At 41.0% G+C, this 23,801-nt stretch carries 22 protein-coding genes and 1 tRNA gene; 15 read left to right on the top strand and 8 right to left on the bottom strand.

Going from position 1 to position 23,801, the window contains the following annotated elements:
• Positions 1-48 precede the first annotated feature (48 nt).
• Complete coding sequence (locus tag C9J12_RS20650; RefSeq protein ID WP_107244414.1) at positions 49-1,485, bottom strand: aminotransferase-like domain-containing protein; 1,437 nt, start codon at positions 1,483-1,485, stop codon at positions 49-51.
• 152 nt (positions 1,486-1,637) lie between these two features.
• Here C9J12_RS20650 and C9J12_RS20655 point away from each other — a divergent pair, with 152 nt between their 5' ends.
• On the top strand, positions 1,638-2,543 hold the full coding sequence (locus C9J12_RS20655) for a DMT family transporter (protein WP_107244415.1): 906 nt from the start codon (positions 1,638-1,640) through the stop codon (positions 2,541-2,543).
• Between the two features lie 31 nt (positions 2,544-2,574).
• Here C9J12_RS20655 and C9J12_RS20660 read toward each other — a convergent pair whose 3' ends face one another.
• Complete coding sequence (locus C9J12_RS20660; RefSeq protein WP_107244467.1) at positions 2,575-2,910, bottom strand: hypothetical protein; 336 nt, start codon at positions 2,908-2,910, stop codon at positions 2,575-2,577.
• 204 nt (positions 2,911-3,114) lie between these two features.
• Here C9J12_RS20660 and C9J12_RS20665 point away from each other — a divergent pair.
• Positions 3,115-3,205 (top strand) — tRNA-Ser (locus tag C9J12_RS20665).
• 339 nt (positions 3,206-3,544) lie between these two features.
• Here the strand turns inward: C9J12_RS20665 and C9J12_RS20670 are convergent.
• The 3 genes from C9J12_RS20670 to C9J12_RS20680 all read right to left on the bottom strand — a co-directional run bounded on the left by C9J12_RS20670 (position 3,545) and on the right by C9J12_RS20680 (position 6,092).
• On the bottom strand, positions 3,545-4,057 hold the full coding sequence (locus C9J12_RS20670) for a DUF1353 domain-containing protein (protein ID WP_227876420.1): 513 nt from the start codon (positions 4,055-4,057) through the stop codon (positions 3,545-3,547).
• A gap of 84 nt (positions 4,058-4,141) precedes the next feature.
• Positions 4,142-4,852: an NlpC/P60 family protein gene (locus tag C9J12_RS20675; protein WP_107244416.1), complete on the bottom strand. Its 711-nt coding sequence runs from the start codon at positions 4,850-4,852 to the stop codon at positions 4,142-4,144.
• Between the two features lie 343 nt (positions 4,853-5,195).
• A complete protein-coding gene (locus C9J12_RS20680; RefSeq protein WP_107244417.1) occupies positions 5,196-6,092 on the bottom strand; it encodes a dihydrodipicolinate synthase family protein in 897 nt (298 codons plus the stop codon).
• A 370-nt stretch (positions 6,093-6,462) separates the two neighbouring features.
• On the opposite strand from C9J12_RS20680, the gene C9J12_RS20685 reads away from it, so the two are divergent.
• The 8 genes from C9J12_RS20685 to C9J12_RS20720 all read left to right on the top strand — a co-directional run bounded on the left by C9J12_RS20685 (position 6,463) and on the right by C9J12_RS20720 (position 14,939).
• Positions 6,463-7,335 carry a MurR/RpiR family transcriptional regulator gene (locus C9J12_RS20685; protein WP_107244418.1) on the top strand — a complete coding sequence of 291 codons (873 nt, stop codon included), beginning with the start codon at positions 6,463-6,465 and terminating at the stop codon, positions 7,333-7,335.
• Between the two features lie 562 nt (positions 7,336-7,897).
• Positions 7,898-8,635 (top strand): N-acetylmannosamine-6-phosphate 2-epimerase, encoded by a 738-nt coding sequence (locus C9J12_RS20690; RefSeq protein WP_107244419.1) that lies wholly within the window; start codon positions 7,898-7,900, stop codon positions 8,633-8,635.
• On the top strand, positions 8,632-9,510 hold the full coding sequence (locus C9J12_RS20695; RefSeq protein ID WP_107244420.1) for an N-acetylmannosamine kinase: 879 nt from the start codon (positions 8,632-8,634) through the stop codon (positions 9,508-9,510). The genes C9J12_RS20690 and C9J12_RS20695 overlap by 4 nt, the downstream gene beginning before the upstream one ends.
• Positions 9,511-9,560: 50 nt before the next feature.
• A complete protein-coding gene (locus C9J12_RS20700) occupies positions 9,561-11,051 on the top strand; it encodes a sodium:solute symporter (RefSeq protein WP_107244421.1) in 1,491 nt (496 codons plus the stop codon).
• A gap of 87 nt (positions 11,052-11,138) precedes the next feature.
• Positions 11,139-11,630 carry an N-acetylneuraminate anomerase gene (gene nanQ, locus C9J12_RS20705; protein ID WP_107244422.1) on the top strand — a complete coding sequence of 164 codons (492 nt, stop codon included), beginning with the start codon at positions 11,139-11,141 and terminating at the stop codon, positions 11,628-11,630.
• A gap of 440 nt (positions 11,631-12,070) precedes the next feature.
• Complete coding sequence (locus tag C9J12_RS20710) at positions 12,071-13,039, top strand: sialic acid TRAP transporter substrate-binding protein SiaP (RefSeq protein ID WP_107244423.1); 969 nt, start codon at positions 12,071-12,073, stop codon at positions 13,037-13,039.
• 94 nt (positions 13,040-13,133) lie between these two features.
• Entirely contained in the window at positions 13,134-13,646 is a 513-nt protein-coding gene (locus C9J12_RS20715; protein ID WP_107244424.1) for a TRAP transporter small permease, read from the top strand.
• A 9-nt stretch (positions 13,647-13,655) separates the two neighbouring features.
• The gene (locus C9J12_RS20720; protein WP_107244425.1) at positions 13,656-14,939 is read left to right on the top strand and encodes a TRAP transporter large permease; all 1,284 of its coding nucleotides are present in this window, start codon (positions 13,656-13,658) and stop codon (positions 14,937-14,939) included.
• Between the two features lie 190 nt (positions 14,940-15,129).
• Here the strand turns inward: C9J12_RS20720 and C9J12_RS20725 are convergent, their stop codons facing one another.
• The 3 genes from C9J12_RS20725 to aceB form a co-directional block, all read right to left on the bottom strand.
• Positions 15,130-15,420 (bottom strand): hypothetical protein, encoded by a 291-nt coding sequence (locus C9J12_RS20725; RefSeq protein ID WP_107244426.1) that lies wholly within the window; start codon positions 15,418-15,420, stop codon positions 15,130-15,132.
• A gap of 276 nt (positions 15,421-15,696) precedes the next feature.
• Positions 15,697-16,128, bottom strand: a complete 432-nt coding sequence (locus tag C9J12_RS20730) for a GlcG/HbpS family heme-binding protein (protein WP_107244427.1) — start codon at positions 16,126-16,128, stop codon at positions 15,697-15,699.
• 43 nt (positions 16,129-16,171) lie between these two features.
• Positions 16,172-17,818 carry a malate synthase A gene (gene aceB, locus C9J12_RS20735; protein ID WP_107244428.1) on the bottom strand — a complete coding sequence of 549 codons (1,647 nt, stop codon included), beginning with the start codon at positions 17,816-17,818 and terminating at the stop codon, positions 16,172-16,174.
• Between the two features lie 320 nt (positions 17,819-18,138).
• On the opposite strand from aceB, the gene gcl reads away from it, so the two are divergent.
• From gcl to C9J12_RS20760, 5 genes are all read left to right on the top strand, one after another.
• Positions 18,139-19,914, top strand: coding sequence for a glyoxylate carboligase (gene gcl, locus C9J12_RS20740; RefSeq protein ID WP_107244429.1), 1,776 nt, complete (start codon positions 18,139-18,141; stop codon positions 19,912-19,914).
• A gap of 17 nt (positions 19,915-19,931) precedes the next feature.
• Complete coding sequence (hyi, locus tag C9J12_RS20745; protein ID WP_107244430.1) at positions 19,932-20,714, top strand: hydroxypyruvate isomerase; 783 nt, start codon at positions 19,932-19,934, stop codon at positions 20,712-20,714.
• Positions 20,715-20,725: 11 nt separating this feature from the next.
• Positions 20,726-21,613: a 2-hydroxy-3-oxopropionate reductase gene (locus tag C9J12_RS20750; RefSeq protein ID WP_107244431.1), complete on the top strand. Its 888-nt coding sequence runs from the start codon at positions 20,726-20,728 to the stop codon at positions 21,611-21,613.
• Between the two features lie 345 nt (positions 21,614-21,958).
• Positions 21,959-23,299 carry a glycerate kinase type-2 family protein gene (locus tag C9J12_RS20755; protein WP_107244432.1) on the top strand — a complete coding sequence of 447 codons (1,341 nt, stop codon included), beginning with the start codon at positions 21,959-21,961 and terminating at the stop codon, positions 23,297-23,299.
• Positions 23,300-23,396: 97 nt separating this feature from the next.
• Positions 23,397-23,759 carry a cupin domain-containing protein gene (locus C9J12_RS20760; RefSeq protein ID WP_107244469.1) on the top strand — a complete coding sequence of 121 codons (363 nt, stop codon included), beginning with the start codon at positions 23,397-23,399 and terminating at the stop codon, positions 23,757-23,759.
• Positions 23,760-23,801: the final 42 nt, after the last annotated feature.

A 23,801-nucleotide genomic window follows, 5' to 3' on the forward strand; every position in this document is an offset into this window, starting at 1 on the left:
GTTATTTATACACCAACATCGGTCCTTATCTTGCGCTATTTCCTGTCTTTATTTCGCTGTATCTTCTAAGTGAGCCGCGATAATTCTTGCTAGTAACGTGAGCCCTTGTTGCCACTGTCTATTATTCTGAAAACTAGCAAAGCTAAATCGTATACAGTGATTATATTGCCCTTGGGTAGAGAACATTTTTCCCGGTAATAAACTGATACCAGCAGCCAGTGCTGCTTGATAAATCACAAAGCCGTCAGCATGTTGGGGCAGGGTAAGCCAACACAAAAAGCTACCTTCAGGTTTAGACAAATGGTATTGCCCTTTGAGTGACGGACAGCGGTCGAAAGCGTGTGTTAAGCACGCAGTAAAGTCACGTTGGTTCACACGATAACTACGACGAATCTTATTCAAGTGTTGACGATATTTTCCGGTTGTTAAAAACTCACCTACAGCTGATTGCATCAAATTCAAGCTGCCCATATTATCGCTTATTAGGCGCTTTTCTATTTGGTGCTGGTATTTCCCCGCTAAAACCCATCCAAGACGTAAACGTGAATCAAGGGTTTTTGAAAGTGAATTGCAGTAAATAACACGTCCCTCAGTATCCAAGGTTTTCAAGGTTTGCGGACGGTTCTGGTAAGCCAAACCACCGAATACATCATCTTCGATAATGGGAATACCGGTAGTGAGGTTGAGTAGGGCATGCCGTGCAGAATCGGGCATTACTGCACCTGTTGGGTTGTTGTAACTTGGGTTTAATAGAATGGCTTTGACTGTCCATTGTTTAAGGGCTTTCGATAATTCCACTAAATCGATACCTGTGGTGGTATTGGTGGGAATTTCCAATGCTTTTAAGCCAAGTGATTCTAACAATAATAAGGTACCGAAATAACAGGGTGAATCCACCAATACAATATCACCTGCTTGAGTTAAGGCTTGTAAACTCAGGCTAATGGCTTGTTGTGCGCCATGGGTGATTAATATTTCGTTAGGGGAGGTGGCAACCCCTAATTCTTCATTGATATGTACCAGTTGCTTGACCAGAATTTCATTGCCTGGTGGCATTTGGTAATGGCAAGGAATGGCTGTTTGGTAGCGACTATGACGACCAATTTCAGCATACAACGACCGAATTGCAGGAAAGTCGGTATTCGGATGTGCAGAGCCCGCAGGCATTGAATACTGCTCTAAAGGATGCTTGAGAATGGTTTTGCTAATGGTCATTAAGTCGACATAGCTAGGTTCGTTAGCTGGTTGCGATGCAGGTTGGGTCGGTTGGCATACAACATAGCCCGAACGCGGCAGCGATGAAATGATACTAATAGCTTCTAATTCTTGGTAAGCACGAATAACCGTATTTTTGCTGACAGCCAATTGTTCACTTAACTCTCGAATCGATGGCAACTTATCACCGACTTGATAACTGCCTTGGTCGATACGTTTGGTGATGTACTGTTCTACATAATGGTATTTTTTACTTGTAGAGGCTGTCATTTAAGTTCGTCCTTTCTTAAAACATAATAAGTGTGGCTAACGCTGACCACTCAAATCAATCTGTACCCATAAAAAGAAAACAAACTGTCCCTTTTTAAAAATACTGTACCCATTAAAGTAATGGCAAATAAACAAAAAGAACAGAGGTTTTCATGTTAGCTCGCTTTGCACCTTTTATATTTGTCGTACTGTGGAGCTCAGGCTTTGTTGGTGCTCGCTTAGGGTTGGATTATGCTGAACCCGCCACATTTTTATTAATGCGTATGTTAGCCAACGTGGCTGTTTTTTTGGTGCTATTGGTGCTGCTGCGTGCCCGTTTACCCAGAGGTAAAGACTTGGGGCACTCTATGGTTGCGGGTCTGTTGATTCATGGTTTCTATTTAGGGGGTACTTATGAAGGCATTTCGATGGGTATGCCTGCAGGGTTATGTGCTTTATTAGTGGGGCTTCAGCCGATTTTAACCGCCGTATTATTAGTGAGTTTCAGTTCAGAGAAGCTGCGTTTATCACAGTGGATTGGCTTGGTCATTGGCTTTATCGGTATCACTTTTGTATTGCAAGGGAATATGGAATGGCAACAAGAAGGTCAACGTGAAGCGGCTTATAGTTTTGCAGTTTTGGCACTGTTAGGTATTACGTTGGGCACCTTGTATCAGAAGAAGTTTTGTCAGGGTGTCGATATGGTTGGTGGGGCTGTGTGGCAATATACTGCGGCTGCGCTGTTGTTTGTACCCATTGCGCTTACAACTGAAACAATGGTTGTACAGTGGACCACCGAATTTACGTTAACCTTATTATGGCTGGTATTTGTATTATCTGTAGTGGCGATTATGTTGCTGCTGTATATGGTGAAACACGGTGAATCATCTAAAGTCGCGTCAACGTTTTATCTTGTACCACCGATGACAGCATTCCAAGCATGGTTGGTGTTTGGCGAAAAGTTTGATGGTTACGGCGTGATTGGTTTTATGCTTGCTGCTTGTGCTGTTTTCCTTGTAACACGAAAGCCAAAGCTAAATACAGTGGCTGGCTCAACGGTAAAAAGCTCAGCATTATAATACCAATCCAAACAAGTAGTAGGTCAACTGCTTAATCAAGGCGACTGCTGTTAAAGCTTTGACCGACCTCTGCTTGTTTAGATTGTTTATTGTAAATACAAACCATTGATGAATCGGGGGCGCGTAACCCTGTGCTGCTTTTCAGTTTGCCTCTGGCTATCGCCATACCATAAGACTCTGTGCCGTATGGGTCGATATAGATATGATAACGAGAAAAAGAACGATCAAACTGAATACTGCATTGTGTTTTAACTGATTGCTCAAATTCTTCCCACGCCTCAGAAGAGGAGGCATGCACCGAGAATGCCGAAAAGACACCCATAATAAGGGTGAAGAAGAAAAGTGAAGGAAGTGCGTGTATTTTCACGGCATGTTTCTCGTTGTAGCTACATAGATTTAGTATCGCATGTTGTTTTAAGAGTGCAATGCTTGATTCAACGGCATTTTTTGATTGTTTTTGTATGTTATTTATTCTGATATAAGTTTTTATTACGATACTGCTCAATAACCATCCAGTTAGCATTGTAAGGTATTTACAACCCATTAGGGGATAGGTATTATTCGCCGCGTTGGAGAGATGGCTGAGTGGTCGAAAGCACCGGTCTTGAAAACCGGCAAGGGTTTATAGCCCTTCTAGGGTTCAAATCCCTATCTCTCCGCCACATTCAAAGAAGCCGCTACATTGTTAGCGGCTTTTTTACGTCTGTAGTTTGCCAAATAAGATAGGGATGCAGAATCCTAGACTGGGTTCACCTGAGCGTAGCGAAAGCACATTGCCTGTACCGAAGGTGCGAAAAGGCAATAGCCCGAAGGGTACGAGCTTGCGAGTAATAAATCCCTATCTCTCCGCCACCTTTTTGCATCTAGCATTTGTGTCTAGAGGGATTTGTTCCAAATCCGCCTTACCCAGAACACTCTGCCAGATTTAGAGAAGCCCAGCAGAAATGCCGGGCTTTCGTCATTTTGGGTCTGTGGAAATGAATTGAAAATACTCTCTTATCTCACTCTGGAACAACATCACCGTAATTTTTATTACGGTGTTTATCCCAAGAAAAGCGTCCCATTGTTGCTAAGGCCAGCCAAGCTAGAAAGTTGAGTGTTGTCATCCCGTTCACTTCAGTTCCGACCGAATAAAAAATCTGATCCCAATGGGCTTGTCCTGCTTTGTCATGTATTTTTTTATAGCTTTTACCTGCACCCGCATTGTGATCAGTCGCATCATGATCAATCGCCCATAGGTAATCGTAGCGGTAGCCAAAATCATGAATTAATCCTGGTACAAGTAATAAACCTGTTGGTGATAATATTCCCCACAGTGGGCGAGGTATAGATGCGCCATCAAAAACAAAGCCTTTAGGGATAACAATAGTTTCTTCATTAATTGTATATTGCCAATTCTCCATTACCTCCCATGAACGTACTTCTGTTACCCATGCCCAAATCCGGTTAAATGTGCTCTTACCGTTTGTTTTAATCGGTAATGGCCTAAGTACAGGCATATCTTGGTTATTCATTTGATTCTCCAAGTGGTTTAACGCGGCATGTATTAATGACTTAATCCAAGCCAGATCCGTAATAAGCGGTAACTGATATTTATATTAAGCTTCATTAACAGATAAAAGCTTACCGTTTGATGCCGCGATTCTTATCTGTACGTCACCCGGTAAACCTGTATGTGGCCACCTAGCGGTGATTAATCGACTCTTGGATATTCTGGTAACACTCACTGAGTCAGATTGATTGCCACCTAATACATGGTATGCATCGTCATCTTCTGCCCAATAAAAACCGACATGACCTTTCCAGCCATTTCGGCTTCCGCGCCAAAATACCAAAACAGAGCCAAAACGAGGACTGACTTCGTCACCAAACTGGCTCCACTTTCTTGCTCCTAGCGGGTTGGTGGGTAAGGGTTCTTCTGCCAGTTGTGATCCCACACAGTGTGCCACGAATAAACCACACCACGGAATGTCATCATCGTTGTATGATGTGATTTCAAGATCTTCCGCCCAGCCTAAAATAGCTTCATTTGAACCACGGCCAGGATTTTCTTGGGTGCCAATGAGTCGAAAAGCAGCATCCATCCAAGGGAGTGTAACTGGTATATCAAACTTACTATTTTCTGGCCGCTTATGGCCTTTAAATAAGAGGGCTGAAGTTTGAGGGCCGACGAGCCCGTCAGCCACTAAGTTATTACTGGTTTGGAATTGTTTTATCGCACGTACTGTTTTTCGGCCAAGAATTCCATCAATTGGCCCAGGATCAATCCCTTGATCTTGAAGTGCTTGCTGAATGGTTTTGATACTCATCTTATACCTCCGTTCAGGGTGTTTTTTAGCGCATTGATTATTTCGGCTGATAGCGAACTGTGCTCTTTACGAATGAAAGGCTACCGATTAGATCTTTTGTCACGGTGTGGTTTGCTCATTAAATAGCAGTACTCTAGGGGCTGGCTATATAAAGATATAGCACAGATTATTAGTCATTAAAGTCGATGTTATCGGCGATCTTAAAAACGAAACCCAAACAAGAACATTGACTTACTCAGCTATCTTATCGTGCATTTAGACTTTTCTATTTTATGAATAGAACAAAAAAAGCCTGTTAGCGTTTAACTAACAGGCATTTATAGTTATTAAGAGTCTTGTGTTGTTAGCGCTTAATAAAGTCTGCGTCGCGCATTTTATTGATTACATCTTGTTTTTGTTCAAGCGTTAAGGCTTTTAATGGAAGGCGAGGATCACCTGCATCAATATCATGTAATGCCATTGCTGCTTTACCCGCCGCTACGCCACCATATTCAACTAGCACTCGAATGAGTGAAATAACATTGTCCATGCCTGTAATAACGTCAGCATGTTTGCCGTTATGAAAATCTTCAATGATTTGATTAAAGTGCGGAGCGGCATAGTTGTACGTACTGCCTACCGCGCCAATAGCACCTACAGCTAGTGCGCCAGGTAAGAATTCATCAACGCCAAATGGAATATCAAATTTTCCATCGCATGCACGAAGGCAACGTTGGTATTCGTATAAATCACCGCTGTTAAACTTTAAGCCGTATAGGTTTGGAATACGGTTTTCCGCTTTGATTAAGAACTGCTCCATATCCAGATTTACACCAGACATACCTGAATGGTAGTAGTAGAAACCTTTTGATGGTGCAGCAGCAGCAACGGCAGCACAGTAATCGACAAGATCGTCAACACTACCTGGTTTGAAGAAGCATGGACCAATTGCTGAAGTGGCAAAAATATCAAGGGTGTCGGCATGGCGAGTTAATTCAAGCGTATCAACAATACTCAATGCGCCAGTATGAACGGTAATTTTTAAACGCCCTTGAGATACTTCAGCCCAACGCTCTGCGATTGCTTTGCGTTCTTCTACAGAACAGTGAATACCTTCACCGGTTGTACCGCAAATATAAACACCATTGACGCCATCTTTGATCAAGTGCTCTGCAATTTTATCAATGATCGGTAGGTTAACATTACCTTTCGCATCAAATGGGGTGTGAGGTGCAGCAATCAAGCCAGTAAGCTTTTCCATAGTAGCCCTTATAATAACCAGTGAAGTTAAACTTCAAATTGTTTGTCTTAAGTGGAGTTGGGGTTATTGTATGGAGTAATATTCCGAGAGGCAATTGACGATTACCGATTTAGACAACCAGAATTTAAAATTGTGACTTTGTCTACAAACCTTATTTTTAGTGGTCTTTTTTGAATATTTTATTGTTTTTTTCAGCTAATGATCACGGTAAATTTTATGTTTCCAATAATCAATCACTTTTGATTAAGAGCGAGATAGCTTCAATATTGATATTGTTTATTGAATTCTATGGAGTTTAGCTTCACATGAAGGTGTAAGCGTGTAAAATTACTTTTTAGAATTGAGATAAGCAAAAATAGAGGTAATAAGGATGACAGATCAACAAACACTTCTTAAAGCAGGAAAGGTAATCGACACCTTAGGCAGTCTATACGATAGCTTAACGCCTTCAGCGAAGCGTATATCTGATTACGTACTTGCTCATTCATCTGAAGTCACTAAGTTATCTATTGCGGAGCTATCTCAAGTTGCGAATGTCGGTGAAGCGACGATAATTCGATTTTGCCGAACTCTTGGCTTTAAAGGCTTTCAAGAATTTAAAATGGAGCTAGCGATAGAGCTTTCTAGTTTGAATCAACAAGAAAAATCAATTTTAGATACTGATGTTACCCCTCAAGATGATGCAGAGTTAATTGGGCAGAAATTACATAAAACCATTAATAATGTATTGGCAGAGACATTGAATTTATTGAATTTTGATACGTTAGAAAAAGTAGCAAAACAGATAAAGTCAGCTAAAGCAGTCTACTTTTTTGGGGTAGGGTCTTCGGGCATTACTGCTGAAGATGCAAAGAATAAATTTATGCGTATTGGTTTTAATGTTGATGCATTAACCAATAATCATTTTATGTATATGAAGGCCTCACTATTACAGAAGGGTGATTTAGCCGTCGGTATCAGTCATTCAGGTAGTTCGAAGGAAACGACAAAAGCCCTTCAACTCGCAAAAGAGGCGGGTGCCGATACCGTTGCAATTACCCATAACCCTCGTTCGGCCATCACTGAGTTTTCAGATTTTGTATTGGTGAATGGTAATCGACAAGGGAAATTGCAAGGGGATTCGATAGGGACGAAAATATCACAATTGTTTGTTCTTGATCTAGTGTATGCATTACTTGTTAATGAAGATGCGGAAAGTGCTAAAGAAAATAAAATTAAGACAACAAATGCGCTTGAAAGCTAACGCATAACCTCACCTCCTATCCCCCCAGATTAGCTGCCAATAATGCTTTTCTGGGTGAGTACCAACTTCTCTTAACTCCTCTATTATCGAAGATGTATATGCGCTGATTAATTGGATTAACGCACTGATCATTGTCCATATACTTCTTGTTATTCGACTTTCTGTTATGTCCCATTGGATAACAGCGCCTATTTATGCTGAATTCACTTCAAAATATGTTCTTTCATTTACGTTGTCATTATGGAGTTATATTTCATTCCCTTTCATGAGGTGACTGCTATTTTGTCAGTAATATGTTTTTATACATGGCGTAACGCTTAACTGATTACCTATGTTACTGACCTTTATATGCACCTACTTTGCGTTGTTGGAGTCTGACTCCGTATACGTTTATACGTAATTATAGGCTGAATAGTGAGCTGGATCTTATTTATCACCCCTATGACAATGAAAAATGAGGTAAGGATCGCTGTTTGAATAATTGTCTGTTGAAGTAAAACTTCATCGTGATTAAATTGGAGTCAAACTTCATTAGGTTATTAGTTTCGGAGCGGTACGACTTATGATTACCCAATCTAAGGCTTGTCTTAAAGTGAATAAGACACAAGAAAATGCTTTAAAGGCTTTGCAACAAGGATTTGTTGCATCATGTCAGCCTGTTGATGATGGACCTATGGATTCACCAATGATTGTCGCCGCTATGGCGCAAGCTGCTGTAGCGGGTGGTGCCGCGGGTATTCGCATTGAAGGTATAGAGAATGTTAAGGCGGTTCGCCCTCACGTAAATGTACCTATTATCGGCATTATTAAACGTGATTTGGAACATTCAGACGTTCGTATTACCCCTTTTATCGAAGATGTCTATGCGCTGAAAGAAGCAGGGGCAGATGTTATTGCAATTGATGCCACCCATCGCATTCGTCCAACTTCGGTTGAAGATTTGATTGATGCTATACACTCTGTTGGATGTTTAGCAATGGCTGATTGTTCAACGTACGATGAAGGTATGTACTGCCAAGCGCGAGGCGTTCAAATTATTGGTTCGACCTTATCTGGCTATACTGGTGGGCCTGTTCCAGCAGAACCTGATTTCGATTTAATTACTCGGCTTAAACAAGCAGGCTGCAGGGTTATGGCTGAAGGGCGCTTTAATACCCCAGAGTTAGCAGGCAAGGCCATTGAAGCTGGAGCATTCTGCGTTACAGTTGGTTCGGCGATTACACGTGTAGAACATATATGCAGTTGGTTCCAAGCGGAAGTTGAACTTGCTCATCAGGCACAATCTGAGGCTGTCGCATGAAAACGTGTTTAGCGGTCGATATTGGCGGTACTAAGATTGCCGCGGCTTTGGTTAAAGACAATGCTATCGTTACACGTGTTCAAATTTCGACACCCACTTCAAAAGAGGCGAGTGCATTAACCGTAGCGTTAACCGATTTATTAACTCCCCTTGCCCTAGAAGCAGATCATGTTGCTGTTGCATCAACAGGTATTATTAATCACGGAGTATTAACTGCATTAAACCCAGATAACCTTGGTGGCTTAAATCATTTCCCTCTACACCAAGTAATTAGTGAAATAACCCAGTTACCTGTTGTTGTTATTAATGATGCACAAGCTGCTGCTTGGTTTGAATATAAAGCACTTAATCAAGCCGTGTCTGATATGGCATTTATTACCGTATCGACTGGCGTTGGGGCAGGTTTTGTTCAGAAAGAAATACTCAATACCGGTGCTAGAGGTATTGCGGGCCATGCTGGTCACATGTTGGCAGATCCGAACGGACCTGTATGTGGCTGCGGTCGTAAAGGTTGTGTAGAAAGCATAGCATCTGGTACCGCAATTGGTGTTGCCGGACAGCCTTTTTTTGGCACTGATTGCGATGGTGAAACCGTTTATCAGCACTTACTTGCTGGCGATAAAAACGCGATTGCCATTGTTGATCGCTCTGCCAGTACGATTGCAAACCTGATTGCCGATCTTACTATCTCACTTGACCTCGATGTTGTTGTATTAGGGGGGAGTGTTGGGCTGGCGTCTGGATATTTAGCAAGGGTTAAAACTTACCTCAAACGGTTACCCAATGTATATGTTCCCGATGTAATTGCTGCAAGCTCTGGCGCTGATGCTGGTTTGCTTGGTGTCGCGTTATGGGCAGAGCAAAACATTAAATAAAAGATATAACAAATTACCCTTACCTACACTAAACAGAAAGGAGTCTCCGCATGGAAATGCACGCATTTGGGACCTTGAATTACATCGTTCTGCTGGCTTATTTGACTGCCGTTATGCTTGTTGGAGTATATTTTGCTAAACGTCAAAAGTCGGCAGATGATTACTTTAAAGCGGGTGGCCGTATACCCGGTTGGGCTGCAGGTATTAGCGTATTCGCCACAACACTAAGTTCTATTACATTTATGTCTATTCCTGCAAAAGCCTACACGGGTGATTGGACATTTTTAATCGGACAATATGTTGCTATATTAATTCTTCCATTTGTTTTCCTATACTATATTCCGTTTTTTAGAAAGCTAAACCTTACTTCTGCTTACGAATATTTAGAAAAACGCTTTGATGTTAAAATGCGTTTATTCGCCAGTATTTCATTCATGTTGTTTCATATCGGCCGAATTGCAATTATAACGTACTTAACTGCACTAGCATTGATCCCATTTGTTGATATTAATCCACTTACGATTGTATTCTTAATTGGTGTTCTGTGTATTGTATATACATTCATGGGCGGGATTGAAGGTGTCATTTGGACCGATGTAATTCAAGGTATTATGTTGTCTTTGGCTGCAATTTTAATTTTCATTGTTATTTGCTTTAATGTCGATGGTGGGGTGACTGAAATATTCAGTATGTCTGCAGAAGCAGATAAATATTTCCCTAAAGAACAATTTGCTTGGAGCTGGACTGAAGGTACTATTCCTGTTCTTGTTATTGGCTTTTTATTCGCTAGCTTGCAACAATTCACTGCGAGTCAAGATGTTGTTCAACGTTATATTGTGACTGACTCAATTGAAGAGACGAAGAAGGCATTAATTACTAATGCAAAATTAGTTGCAGTTATTCCAATCTTCTTCTTTGCTGTTGGTTCGGCATTATATGCTTATTACACTCAAAACCCTGGCTTATTACCAGGTGATTTTAATACGGGTGGAATATTGCCTTTCTTTGTTATATCCGAAATGCCGGCTGGGGTTGCAGGGTTAATCATTGCAGCAATATTCGCAGCGTCACAATCTAGTATTTCGAGTAGTTTAAATAGTATCTCAGCATGTTTTACATCTGATATTTACCATCGACTTGGCGGTGAAACATCGCCTAAGAAAACAATGTTTGTTGCACGTTCAGTTATTGTTGTAGCGGGTGTATTTGGTGTTATTGCGTCGACATACTTAATTATGTCGAATGAAAGTGAACTATGGGATGCATTTAATAGCTTAATTGGTTTGATGGGTGGTCCAATGACTGGCTTGTTCATGCTAGGCGTGTTTGTTAAACGAGCCAATGCTAATAGTGCTTTAGCTGGTGTGGTTGCAAGTGTTATTGCAATCTTGTGGGTACGAGCGGCAACGGATCTTAACTTCTTTTTCTACGGTGTAATTGGAACATTAATGGTCGTGTTTGTTGGTTATATAACAGCACCATTATTTAAACAAAATGCAGTTGAAGATGTGAATAAATCACTTATTGCACAAAATTCATAATCAGTGAGTAGGTAACGCCTCTTCTTTATATTCCCCCTGAAGGCTTAAGTGCTACATGCTTAAGCCTTCTTTTTTGAGAGTAACATAATGATTTTTGGAAATATTCTATCTTCACAAGACTTTGATTTTCTTCCTAGTGCGTTAAAAAAAGCACTTGAGTATGTTCAATCTTCAGGATTGAACAAACTACCATTAGGGCGACATAACATTGATGGTGAGCTGATGTTTGCCAATGTGATGGAGTTTGAAACTGGGGTTGCCGAACAAAAGTTAGCTGAAGTTCATAAAGAGTATATTGATGTACAGTTTTTAATATCAGGCTTTGAACGTATTGGTTATGGTTTAGCAAATAAAAGCAACCCAATATCAACAGAATACGATAGTGAAAATGATTATTACCTTGTCGAGAGTATGAAGCATGAATGTGAGGTGCTTCTTGAACCAGGTATGTTTGCAATATTCTTCCCTGAAGAACCCCATAAACCAGGATGCCGCTATGTCGATGAACACGCTTCAATGACTTGCGATAATTACATGCTAAAAAAAGTGGTAGTTAAAGTTCATCGTTCATTGATTTAATTGTTGCTATTACAATCATCTTTTCTCGATGGTTGTAATTAAATAATGGTAGTGACGATTTATTTTTCCGGTGACATAAAGTTTGAGTGTAACGGAAGTCGTCACGCACGATTTTCAATAATATCTATAATCTTATTTCTTTTTGTTATATGTGTTTATTTTTAATGTCTTGTTTTATGTTGATGTGTTCATGGGAATAAATTAATTTTTGGTTTTTTATGATAAATATAAAATATCTAGCGCAATTTTTAATGAAGATTATAACGGCTAGATAGTTTGTGAAATTTATGTTGCTTGTTGTCACACTTCTTAGTTATTAGGTTTGAAGAAAATCTTCATAAAGATAATAATTGTGGTGTAAACATTCTTCGACGTGATGGGTAAGATTTTAAATCCAATATTATAATTAATAAATCTAATTAAATATAAAAGGTATAAAGATGAATAACATAAATAAAATCACTCTTTCCTTACTAGCTATGGCATTTACTACTACTGCTGTACAAGCAGAAACAATACTTAAAATGGGCTTGCAGGCCAATGTTGGCTCGGTTGAATATGATTCAGCAAAATTATTATCAGACAAAATTTCAGAGCTAAGTGACGGAGAGATGAAGCTCTTATTATATCCAGGCGCACAACTTGGCGATGATCGAGCAATGCTACAACAATTAAGTATGGGTGATCTTGATATAACATTTGCTGAGTTCGGCAGAATGGGGCTATGGATTCCTCGTGCTGAAGCCGTGATGTTACCTTACGTCGTGAAAAATTATGCGCATATTCAACGTATTTTTAATTCTAAATTTGGTCAAGGTGTGCGTGAAGAAATGTTAACCAATTTTAATTGGCGAGCATTAGATACTTGGTATAACGGTACGCGCCAAACCTCTTCAAATCGCCCTTTAAACACTATTTCTGATTTTGAGGGATTAAAGCTACGAGTACCAAATGCTAAAGCAAACTTGGCATTTGCGAAATATGCAGGTGCATCACCAACACCAATGGCATTCTCAGAAGTTTACTTAGCGTTGCAAACTAATGCCGTTGATGGTCAGGAAAATCCGCTACCTACATTTAATACCATGAAGTTTTATGAGGTACAGCCAAACTTGGCAATGACCAATCATATTGTAAATGATCAAATGGTGTTAATCAGTGAAGATCGTTGGCAGAGTCTAAGTAAAGATCAACAAGCAACTATCACTGAAGCGGTTAGTGTTGCAGGTAAACGACATACGAACTTTGTAAACAATCAAGAGAAAGAACTGATTACATTCTTTAAAGCGGAAGGGGTAAATATTACATACCCTGATCTAGCACCTTTCCGAGAAGCAATGCTGCCAATTTATAAAGACTTTGATAAGAAAATAGGCAAGCAGCTAGTTGAAGAGCTAAGCGATATTTAATACCAACATAACCTGATATCTGAACGCTTATTTATTCAGGTTGGTATAACTACCGTCTGGTCGGTGCTAAGCCGACTAAGACTAGGAGTCTGTAATGTTTCGTAAGATCATTGATAATATTGAAGAAATAATCACTGTTCCTCTTATGATTGCTCTACTGTGTATTCTAACTTGGCAAATATCCTCGCGTTGGTTGTTTGACTCTCCGTCATTGTGGAGTGAGGAGCTTGCACGAGTGCTTTTTTTGCATATGGCAATCATTGGGGGAGCAATAGCCATTAAGAAAGATGACCATGTAAAAATAACTTTTTTTTCTGACAAACTACCGCGGAATTTTCGTTATAGCCTACTGTTTGCTTTAGAGCTCTTGGTGCTGATTACGATTGTTGCGATGATCTATTATGGATATGCACATGTTCAACGTACCGCTTTTTTCGAATTAATTACGCTGGGTATCTCTAGCTCTTGGATGACTTATGCACTGCCTATTGGTGGATGTTTTATGTTAGTGAGGCAATGCCAAAAACTGTATTTTGTATTAATTGATTGGCGTATCGAAGAAAATAAAAATACATCCCATCTTACTGCCTGTGACATTAATGAATAAGGATTTTTCATGTTTACATCCATATTGGGCTGGCTAGGGCTTCTTTTCGCAGGTATGCCAGTAGGGTTTTCTTTAATATTTGTTGGTCTTGCCTTTTTAGTCTTAACAGAGAGTACGGGAATAAATTTTGCCGCTCAGCAAATGATCGGAGGCTTGGATAATTTTACGTTGCTTGCTGTACCATTTTTTGTCTTAACTGGGCACCTAATGAACAGTGCCGGTATTACAGAGCGTATTTTTAATTTTGCCAAAGCAATGGTGGGGCATATAACGGGTAGCTTAGGTCACGTAAATATTCTGGCGAGTTTGTTGTTTTCTGGTATGTCGGGATCGGCATTGGCTGATGCTGGCGGCCTTGGTCAGCTTGAAATCAAATCGATGAGAGATGCGAAATATGATGATGACTTTGCCGGTGGCTTAACCGCTGCATCCTGTATTATTGGCCCCTTAGTACCACCATCGATTCCTCTTGTTATTTATGGTGTTGTGTCTAATACCTCAATTGGTGCGTTATTTCTTGCTGGTGCAATACCGGGATTATTATGCTGTATTGCCTTGTGTATCATGACGTATTTCATCGCGAAGAAACGCGGTTACATGACGTTACCTCGTGCATCGAGAAAAGAAAGATTAATCGCATTTAGAGATGCATTTTTATCTTTATTAACGCCGTTCATTATTATAGGTGGTATTTTTTCTGGTAAATTCACCCCCACTGAAGCGGCTATTATCTCGTCGTTATATGCACTTTTTCTAGGCACTGTTGTATATAAATCTTTAACAATGGACAAGTTTATTAAACTTGTTCAAGAAACGGTAACAACGACATCTGTTGTCGCTTTAATGGTGATGGGGGTTACTGTATTCGGCTGGATAGTTGCTCGCGAACAATTACCACAGCAGTTAGCAGAGCTCTTTTTATCGATCAGTGATAATCCTTTGATTCTATTGCTACTCATTAATCTGTTGTTACTATTTTTGGGTACCTTTATTGAATCGTTAGCATTGTTACTATTACTTGTACCGTTTCTAGTACCCGTTGCTACATCCGTTGGTATTGACCCTGTACATTTTGGTGTTATGGCTATTCTTAACTTAATGATCGGTATATTAACGCCACCAATGGGAATGGCTCTATACGTTGTATCAAAGGTCGGTAATATTCCATTTCATGTACTAACGCGTGGTGTTTTACCACTACTCGTACCTTTATTTGTTGTACTTGGTTTAATTATCGTCTTCCCACAAATCACGCTGTTTTTACCGCAACTTGTACTTGGATATGGGCTTTAAGTTATAACCATTAAATAGAAGCAACTTATATGAATTTATAAATGCATTCCAGTAGCTAAATAGCTACTGGAATTTCTTTATTTCTAAATTCTGTCTCTACCGTTTTATTTGCGAAAATTACGGTAAGAAAGTGATGTTGAAAGCATTAAAAACTGAGTAGGTAGTTTTATTTTATAAATATTGGATGAATTTAATATTTGTTACGAACATCTGCCAATGTTTCGTCTTTTGGTTTGTTATCGTAGAAATCATCGTAATTAATACGATCAATAATTGTTACCCAAGTAATGGAGCATTGACGGTTCAGTTTTGTACTTTCTGTATGACGAATAGCATCTCCTCTTTTGTTTAGGCAGACAGGTGTACCTATCTGACTTCCACCCGTTAGAATTGCAGGGTTACCACCAAGACTGCCACCGCTACCAAATGCTAAAACAAATCCAGATGCTGTTAATAAGAACAATGCGAGTAGAGTTTTCATTATAGATCCTCTGATTAAATAAGGGGAATGTACTGTTGTTTGTGATGTTTACCCCTCAATACATAATATAGACCTGTTTTGGCGTGAATTATTACTATAAAAAAACACCTTGAAGTCAGAATATTCAAAGGCATGTTAATTATCGGTTTTTTTACCGTAATCAGTGAGCGTGATTAACGATGATTTATCAAGGATAAAAAATCCCCTTGAATAGGTTACTTATCCAAGGGGATTATGGTGGGGAGCTATGCTAGAGCCATTGAAGGGTTAACGGGGTTAGTATTCATCAGAATATAGATCTGCAAACTGAATCCCTTTGATGGCACAGTTTTCGTCAAGGTCTGAATGATCACCACTGACGCCTACGGCGCCCATTACGTAGTTGGTATCATCTTTAATAAGAAGCCCACCAGGAACAGGCACCATATTACCGTTAGCGAGAACATTTATAGCAGATATAAATGCGGGTCTGTTATCGGCATCTTGCGCTAATTTTCGGGATGAACAGCCAAGGGCTAATGCTCCCCAGGCTTTGGCGATAGCGATGTCTGGTCTCATCATACTTGAGCCATCTTGACGCTGGAGTGAAATAAGTTTTCCGCCACTGTCTAAAATTGCGACAGTTAATGGCTCGCTTTGCTGAGAAATACCGGCACCAAAGGTACCTTCGGTTATTTTCAGTGCTTGCTGAAGTGTCAAACTAATCATCTTATCTCCTGACTGTGCCACCTGCCGAATTAGCGAGATGGCGTTAGGTTAATGTTTGAATTCTTTGTCCTGTTAGTAGGGAATAACTCGGTAAAGTTAAGAATGCTGCAAATTCGTCAGCGGTCGAAATTTGGTCAAATAGTGCAGCAGTTTCTTCGAAGCGACCGTTGTTATAGCGGGTTTGCCCAACCTCAATTTTAATCGTGTCGAGTTCTTCGTTTAGCCACTTGCGGAAAAGAGGAGCCGTGAATACTTGACCGTCATCGAGTGATACACCGTGGTGAATCCATTGCCAGATACTGGCACGTGAAATCTCGGCAGTGGCCGCATCTTCCATTAGCCCATAAATAGGCACACAGCCAACTCCCTGAATCCATGACTCGATGTAATAAAGGGCAATACGAATATTTTTACGGACACCTTCTTCATTACGAACACCTTCACAGGGTTCAAGCAATGTCTTGGCTGTAATATCGCCGACATGGCTTGAATCGAAATCGAGTTGGTTTGTTTTACCCGCAAGGTGCTTATCAAAAATATCCATCGCGGTTGAAACAAGGTGAGGGTGAGCAACCCAAGTGCCGTCGTGACCGTTATTGGATTCACGGTTTTTATCTTCAACGACTTTTGCTAACACTTGATCCATAACTTTAGGATCTTTATGGGGAATAAATGCCGACATGCCGCCCATGGCTAACGCACCACGTTGATGGCATGTACGTACAAGCAACTGGCTGTACGCGTTTAAGAAGGCTTTATCCATACCGACACCATGGCGATCAGGCAGAATACGATCTTCATGGTTTTTGAGGGTTTTGATGTAGCTAAAGATATAGTCCCAACGGCCACAGTTCATTGCCACAATATGATTACGCATTACATACAGTATTTCATCCATTTGAAATACTGCGGGTAAGGTTTCGATTAATACAGTGGCGCGAATTGTGCCAGTTTCAACCTTGAAATAGTGTTCGGTAAAGTTGAAAACATCATCCCACCACTGGGCCTCTTCCATGTTTTCTAGCTTAGGAATGTAGTAATACACTCCAAGCCCTTGTGCTGCGCGTGTTTGATAGTTATGGAAAAAGTACAGTGCGAAATCCATCAAACTACCGGGAATGGGTTCACCGTTATATTGAATATGATCTTCAGGCAAGTGCAAACCACGCGGGCGAGCAATAAGTAATGCTGGATTATCGTTTAGCGCATAATGTTTGTTCTTTGCTTCATCGGTATAACTGATTGTGCCTGCATTGGCATCGCGTAAATTGATCTGACCATTGATCATATTTTCCCACGAAGGTGCTGATGCATCTTCAAAGCAGCACATAAAGACTTTTGCACCAGAATTCAGTGCGTTGATCACCATCTTACGATCGATAGGACCGGTAATTTCCACGCGACGATCTTGAAGTGCTGCAGGGATCGGTGCCACTTTCCAGCTTTTATCATCACGAATATCTTTAGTATCTTGACGGAAATCAGGTAATTCGCCGTTATCAAATGCGAGTTGGCGTTGATCACGTAAAGCTAATAATTCATTACGGCGAGTAGTAAATTTCTTTACTACTGCATCAAGGAAAAGAAGTGCTTCTGTTGATAACACTTGTTTGTACTCTGCATTATCCGTTGTGCCGAGTACATCAATACACATTGATTGTCGTTCAATCACCATATCTTCTGAAATCATTATTGCCGTCTCCTTTGAAACAATATCTACATATTGTTGTATACATAAATCTTCTTATTTAAGTCTAGATATATCGTGTTTTTAAGAATCAAGCAAAGATAATTTAACATTACGTTTTCATTTGCTTGGATGTTTAAATATTAAGATCACATCGGACCTGTTTTTATTTTATTGATTTATATATATTATATTTATGATTGGGGCTGCCTGTTGATGTGAGATGTTATTTATTTGTATCACATGACTTGCTTAAACTTTGAACTGGTGTTTAGAATGCAATTGTTCCTTAAATTGTATACAATCATGATATGGAGTTCAATATGGCGAGAATGACAGCAATAGAAGCAGCAGTAGAAGTATTAAAGCGTGAAGGGGGAGACATTGCTTTTGGTGTACCTGGCGCAGCAATTAACCCTATGTATGCGGCGATGAAAAAATTGGGTGGAATTGATCACGTATTGGCTCGACATGTCGAAGGTGCTTCTCATATGGCTGAAGGCTATACGAGAACCAGCCAAGGCAATATTGGTGTCTGTATTGGTACATCTGGCCCTGCTGGAACCGATATGATCACAGGGTTGTATTCTGCATCGGCTGATTCGATTCCAATTCTTTGTATTACGGGGCAAGCACCGCGTGCTCGATTGCATAAAGAAGATTTTCAAGCGGTAGATATTGAAACAATTGCAAAGCCAGTCACTAAGTGGGCAACAACAGTATTAGAGCCAGCTCAAGTACCTCGTGCATTTCAAAAGGCATTCCATTTAATGCGTTCAGGACGACCTGGACCTGTCTTGATTGATCTACCGATTGATGTGCAGTTAACAGAAATTGAATTTGATATTGATAGCTACGAGCCACTTGATGCCTACAAACCAACCGCAAGTCGCGCTCAGGTTGAAAAAGCAATCACCATGCTGAACGATGCTAGCAATCCGGTGATTGTATCGGGTGGTGGTGTGATTAACGCAGGGGCATCAACACTGTTGCAACAATTTGCAGAAATTACCGGTATTCCGGTTATTCCTACGCTGATGGGCTGGGGCTCAATACCTGATAATCATGAATTGATGGCGGGTATGGTAGGCCTACAAACCGCGCATCGTTATGGTAATGCTACTTTGCTAGGTTCTGACTTTGTACTGGGCATTGGTAACCGCTGGGCAAACCGTCATACCGGCTCAGTCGACATATATACCGAGGGGCGCAAGTTCGTTCATATTGATATTGAACCGACTCAGATTGGTCGTGTTTTCTGCCCTGATCTTGGCATTGTTTCTGATGCCAAAGCAGCATTGGAGCTACTGGTTGAGGTTGCTCGTGAGTGGAAGCAAGCCGGTAAATTAAAAGATCGCAGCGATTGGGCGGGTGAGTGCCAGCATCGTAAGTCGACCATGTTACGTAAAACGCATTTCGATGAAGTACCAATGAAACCAATGCGTGTTTATGAAGAAATGAACAAAGCATTCGATGAAGATACTTGCTACGTAAGCACCATAGGTTTGTCTCAGATTGCGGCTGCTCAGTTCCTACATGTTTATAAGCCTCGTCATTGGATCAACTGTGGTCAGGCTGGTCCTTTAGGTTGGACGATTTCTGCTGCTTTGGGTGTACGTGCTGCTGATCCAGACCGTCCGATTGTAGCGATATCGGGTGATTACGATTTCCAATTCATGATTGAAGAACTGGCTGTTGGGGCGCAGTTTAATTTGCCCTACATTCATGTAGTTGTGAACAACTCATACCTTGGTTTAATACGTCAAGCACAGCGTCAGTTCGATATTGATTACTGTGTTCAGCTGGCATTCGATAACCAAAATGCGCCAGAACTTGAAGGGTATGGTGTCGACCATGTCGCGGTTGTTGAAGGTTTAGGGTGTAAAGCCATTCGAGTGCGTGATCCTGACCAAGTAGGTAATGCGTTTGCTCAAGCCAAAGAGCTAATGGCTAAGCACAAAGTACCTGTTGTCGTTGAAATCATGCTCGAGCGTGTTACCAATATTTCAATGGGTGTAGAGATAAACGGTGTTAATGAATTTGAACCGTTAGCAGAAGGCAGTGCCGATGCCCCGACTGCGATTACGTTTAATCAATAAAGATGAAGGGATCAACCATGCCAAAGTTTGCTGCCAATTTATCCATGTTATTTACAGAATTTGATTTTCTCGATCGTTTTGAAATGGCTGCTGATGCCGGATTTCAAGGTGTGGAGTACTTATTTCCATATGCGAATACGCCTGAAGAAATTAAACAGCGATTAGATAAGTTTAATTTGAAACAAGTACTGTTTAATTTACCTGCAGGCAATTGGGAAGCTGGGGATCGAGGAATTGCTGTTGATCCTACCCGTACCGATGAATTTCGTTTAGGTGTTCCGCAAGCTATCGCGTATGCAAAGGCGTTAGGTTGTAATCAAGTGAACTGTTTAGCCGGTATTGTGCCGGCAGGTGTTAGCCAAGAACAAGCAACAGAAACGTTTGTGGCTAATCTTCGTTTTGCCTCGAGTGAATTAGAGAAAGCGGGAATCAGTCTGGTGATTGAAGCCATTAATACCCGCGATATTCCGGGTTTTTACCTGACCAATACGTCTCAAGCTCTCGATATTATTGAGCAGGTTGGCAGTAAGAACCTCCGTTTCCAATATGATATTTATCATATGCAAATTATGGAAGGTGATCTCGCCCCAACGTTAAGCCAGCATATTGAGCACATTCAGCATATTCAATTAGCTGATAATCCTGGGCGACACGAACCGGGTACTGGTGAAATTAACTACCCGTTTATTTTACAGCATCTCGATAGTATCGGTTATCAAGGTTGGGTTGGTTGCGAATATAAACCTAAAACCACTACGTTAGCGGGTATCGGCTGGCTTAAAGCATTCAATCAAATCTAAGGAGAGAAACAATGAGTACAATTGCATTTATTGGTACAGGCATTATGGGAAAACCAATGGCAGTGAACTTGCAAAAAGCAGGTCACCAGTTAGTTTTTTCTGAACATTTCAATCAAGTGCCTACTGATTTGATTGCGGCTGGTGGCATTGCATTTCCAACGCCGAAAGCGGCTACAGAGCAAGCGGATTACATTATTTTAATGCTACCGAATACACCGCAAGTGGAAGAGGTGTTATTTGGCAAAGATGGCGTAGAAGAAGCGCTTACGGCGGGTAAAGTTGTTATCGACATGAGTTCGATTTCGCCAATTGAAACGAAACAATTTGCCGCTCGAGTGAAAGAGTCGGGTGCGGAATATTTAGATGCGCCTGTTTCTGGTGGTGAAGTGGGAGCAATCAATGCGGCATTAACCATTATGGTGGGTGGTGAAGAGTCAAGCTTCGAAAAAGCCAAACCTTTGTTTGAAGTAATGGGCAAAAATATCACGTTAGTTGGTGAAAGTGGTGCAGGGCAAATTTGTAAAGTGGCTAACCAAATTATTGTGGCCTTAAACATTGAAGCAGTATCAGAGGCATTGGTATTTGCATCTAAAGCAGGGGCAGATCCGGCTCGCGTACGCGAAGCACTAATGGGAGGATTTGCTAACTCGAAAATTCTAGACGTACACGGCGAGCGGATGATTAAAGGTACGTTTGACCCTGGCTTTAAAATTGCGTTGCACCAGAAAGATCTAGATTTAGCCATCAGTGGCGCAAAAACGTTAGGGGTGAGTTTACCCAATACGGTGATGGCACAAGGCTTATTCGACCAATGTGTTGCAATGGGGGGCGAAGGGTGGGATCACTCAGCCATGATCCGTGCTATCGAGCAGTTAGCTGATCACGAAATACGTAAATAGAGCGTCTATTTATTATCAACTTATGATGACTGTTAGCCATTCGACATTCGTTGGCTAATTATTTCAAGCAGACACATTAATAAAACGCGTATGTTACGTCTCCTTAGTACGTGTTCCCGAAGCAACATGGATTTATGGGCTATCAAGCCATGTTTTTAGACACCAAGACCAAGGTAACTAAGATCACATGGTTTGAAGGTTCAAACTCTGACAGGCAATCTGTGTATAGCTTCGGGATCCTTTCTTCTTTCTTTTTTGTATCTTATTTTTTGTTTTTATTATCACTATTTACATAATTTGAATTTTAATCACTTTTGTTTAATAGACCGCGCAGGAAGCCAATGTATGAGCTATATCAATAACAACAATATCAATAGCAATGCCTTTTTATTATCACTGTTTGAATGTGCCATTGATAAAGCCTTACCCTACGGGCATATTGCGAAATATTTACCTGATGATAAAACAGGGAAAGCCATCGTAATTGGCGCGGGTAAAGCGGCTGCATCTATGGCAGCAGAATTAGAAGCCGTTTGGCAGGGTGAGTTAGAAGGTGTTGTGGTAACGCGGTATGGTCATACAGTTGCAGCGAACAACCCTCACACGGCTTCTGATTCATCGAAAAGAGCTTCTACGTCGTCAAAAATAGACATTATTGAAGCGGCACACCCCGTTCCCGATGCCGTAGGGCAAGCTGTTGGCGAGCGTATTCTCTCGTTAGTGTCTGATCTTAGTGAAGATGACGTCGTGATATGTTTAATGTCGGGTGGTGGCTCTGCATTAATGAGTTTACCCGCAGAAGGGCTGACCTTAAGCGATAAACAAACGATTAATAAAGCGTTACTGAAATCGGGTGCTGCGATAGATGAAATGAACTGTGTGCGTAAGCATTTATCAGCCATTAAAGGCGGGCGATTAGCCCAAGCAGTTCACCCTGCAAAATTGATTTCATTGGCGATTTCAGATGTGCCTGGTGATGATACTAGCGTAATAGCGTCGGGTCCTACGGTGGCTGATTCAACAACCCGTTTTGATGCACTGGCCATATTGGAACGTTACGACATTGAAATACCTGCAGCTGTTTTTCAATGGTTGAATAACCCGAAGTCCGAAACAGTAAAGCCAAATGATCCATGTTTAGCGAACAGTGATATTCATATTATTGCTACCCCGCAATCAGCATTAGAGGCGGCAGCGAATAAAGCGGTACTGCAGGGTATTCCTGCTTATATATTGAGTGATTGTATTGAAGGTGAAGCGCGAGATGTCGCAAAAGTGCATGCCGCCATAGCGAAACAAATAGCTGAAAAAGGTCAGCCGTTTGAAGCGCCTTGCGTGTTGTTATCTGGTGGTGAAACAACCGTAACAGTAAAAGGAATGGGACGGGGTGGGCGTAATAGTGAGTTTTTACTTAGCTTATATAATGAGCTGCAAGGGCACCCTCAAATACATGCGCTAGCAGGTGATACCGATGGTATCGATGGCGTAGAAGACAATGCAGGGGCGTTTATCACTCCTGATAGCTTTACTCGAGGTCAGCAATTAGGGTTGAATGCGCAGCATTATCTTGATAATAACGATGGCTATCATTTTTTCTCGGCATTGGAATCATTAGTGATTACGGGCCCAACGCTCACAAATGTAAATGACTTTCGTGCTTTGTTGATTTTACCTGCTAAAGAATGAGCTGATGGGTTATCATTTGGTGTGTTATTTGAGCTATTGTTTAAAACGAAACGTAACCCGCCAAAGGGTGACGATTGATCAGCAAGGAGGCTACCCAGTGTCTAAGCATGCAGTGAAATATTGGAATGTACTATCAGAATCGAGTCGAAATCGGTGGAAAGCTCTCGAACAAACCAATGGTATGATCGAGCAAGTGACTCTCAGTAAAGATGATGCAACAGGGGAATATACCCGTTTAACTCGATTTAAGTCAGGGGCAGATACGAGCTCATTTGGTAGTGACCACCACCCGTACCCTGAAGAAGTCTTTATTATTTCTGGTCGGTTATATGATCAAACAAATAAGGCGTGGCTTGAACAAGGGCATTATGCGAACCGTTTACCTAACGAAGTGCATGGTCCGTTTTTGTGTGAACAAGAATGCATTGTATTAGAGATATCGACATCAAAGACGCTTTGATTATAAAGCCGTTTTTTTATTCCTAATAGAAGAACTATTACT

Source organism: Photobacterium frigidiphilum (genome assembly GCF_003025615.1).
In the GTDB taxonomy this organism is placed as follows: Bacteria; Pseudomonadota; Gammaproteobacteria; order Enterobacterales; family Vibrionaceae; genus Photobacterium; species Photobacterium frigidiphilum.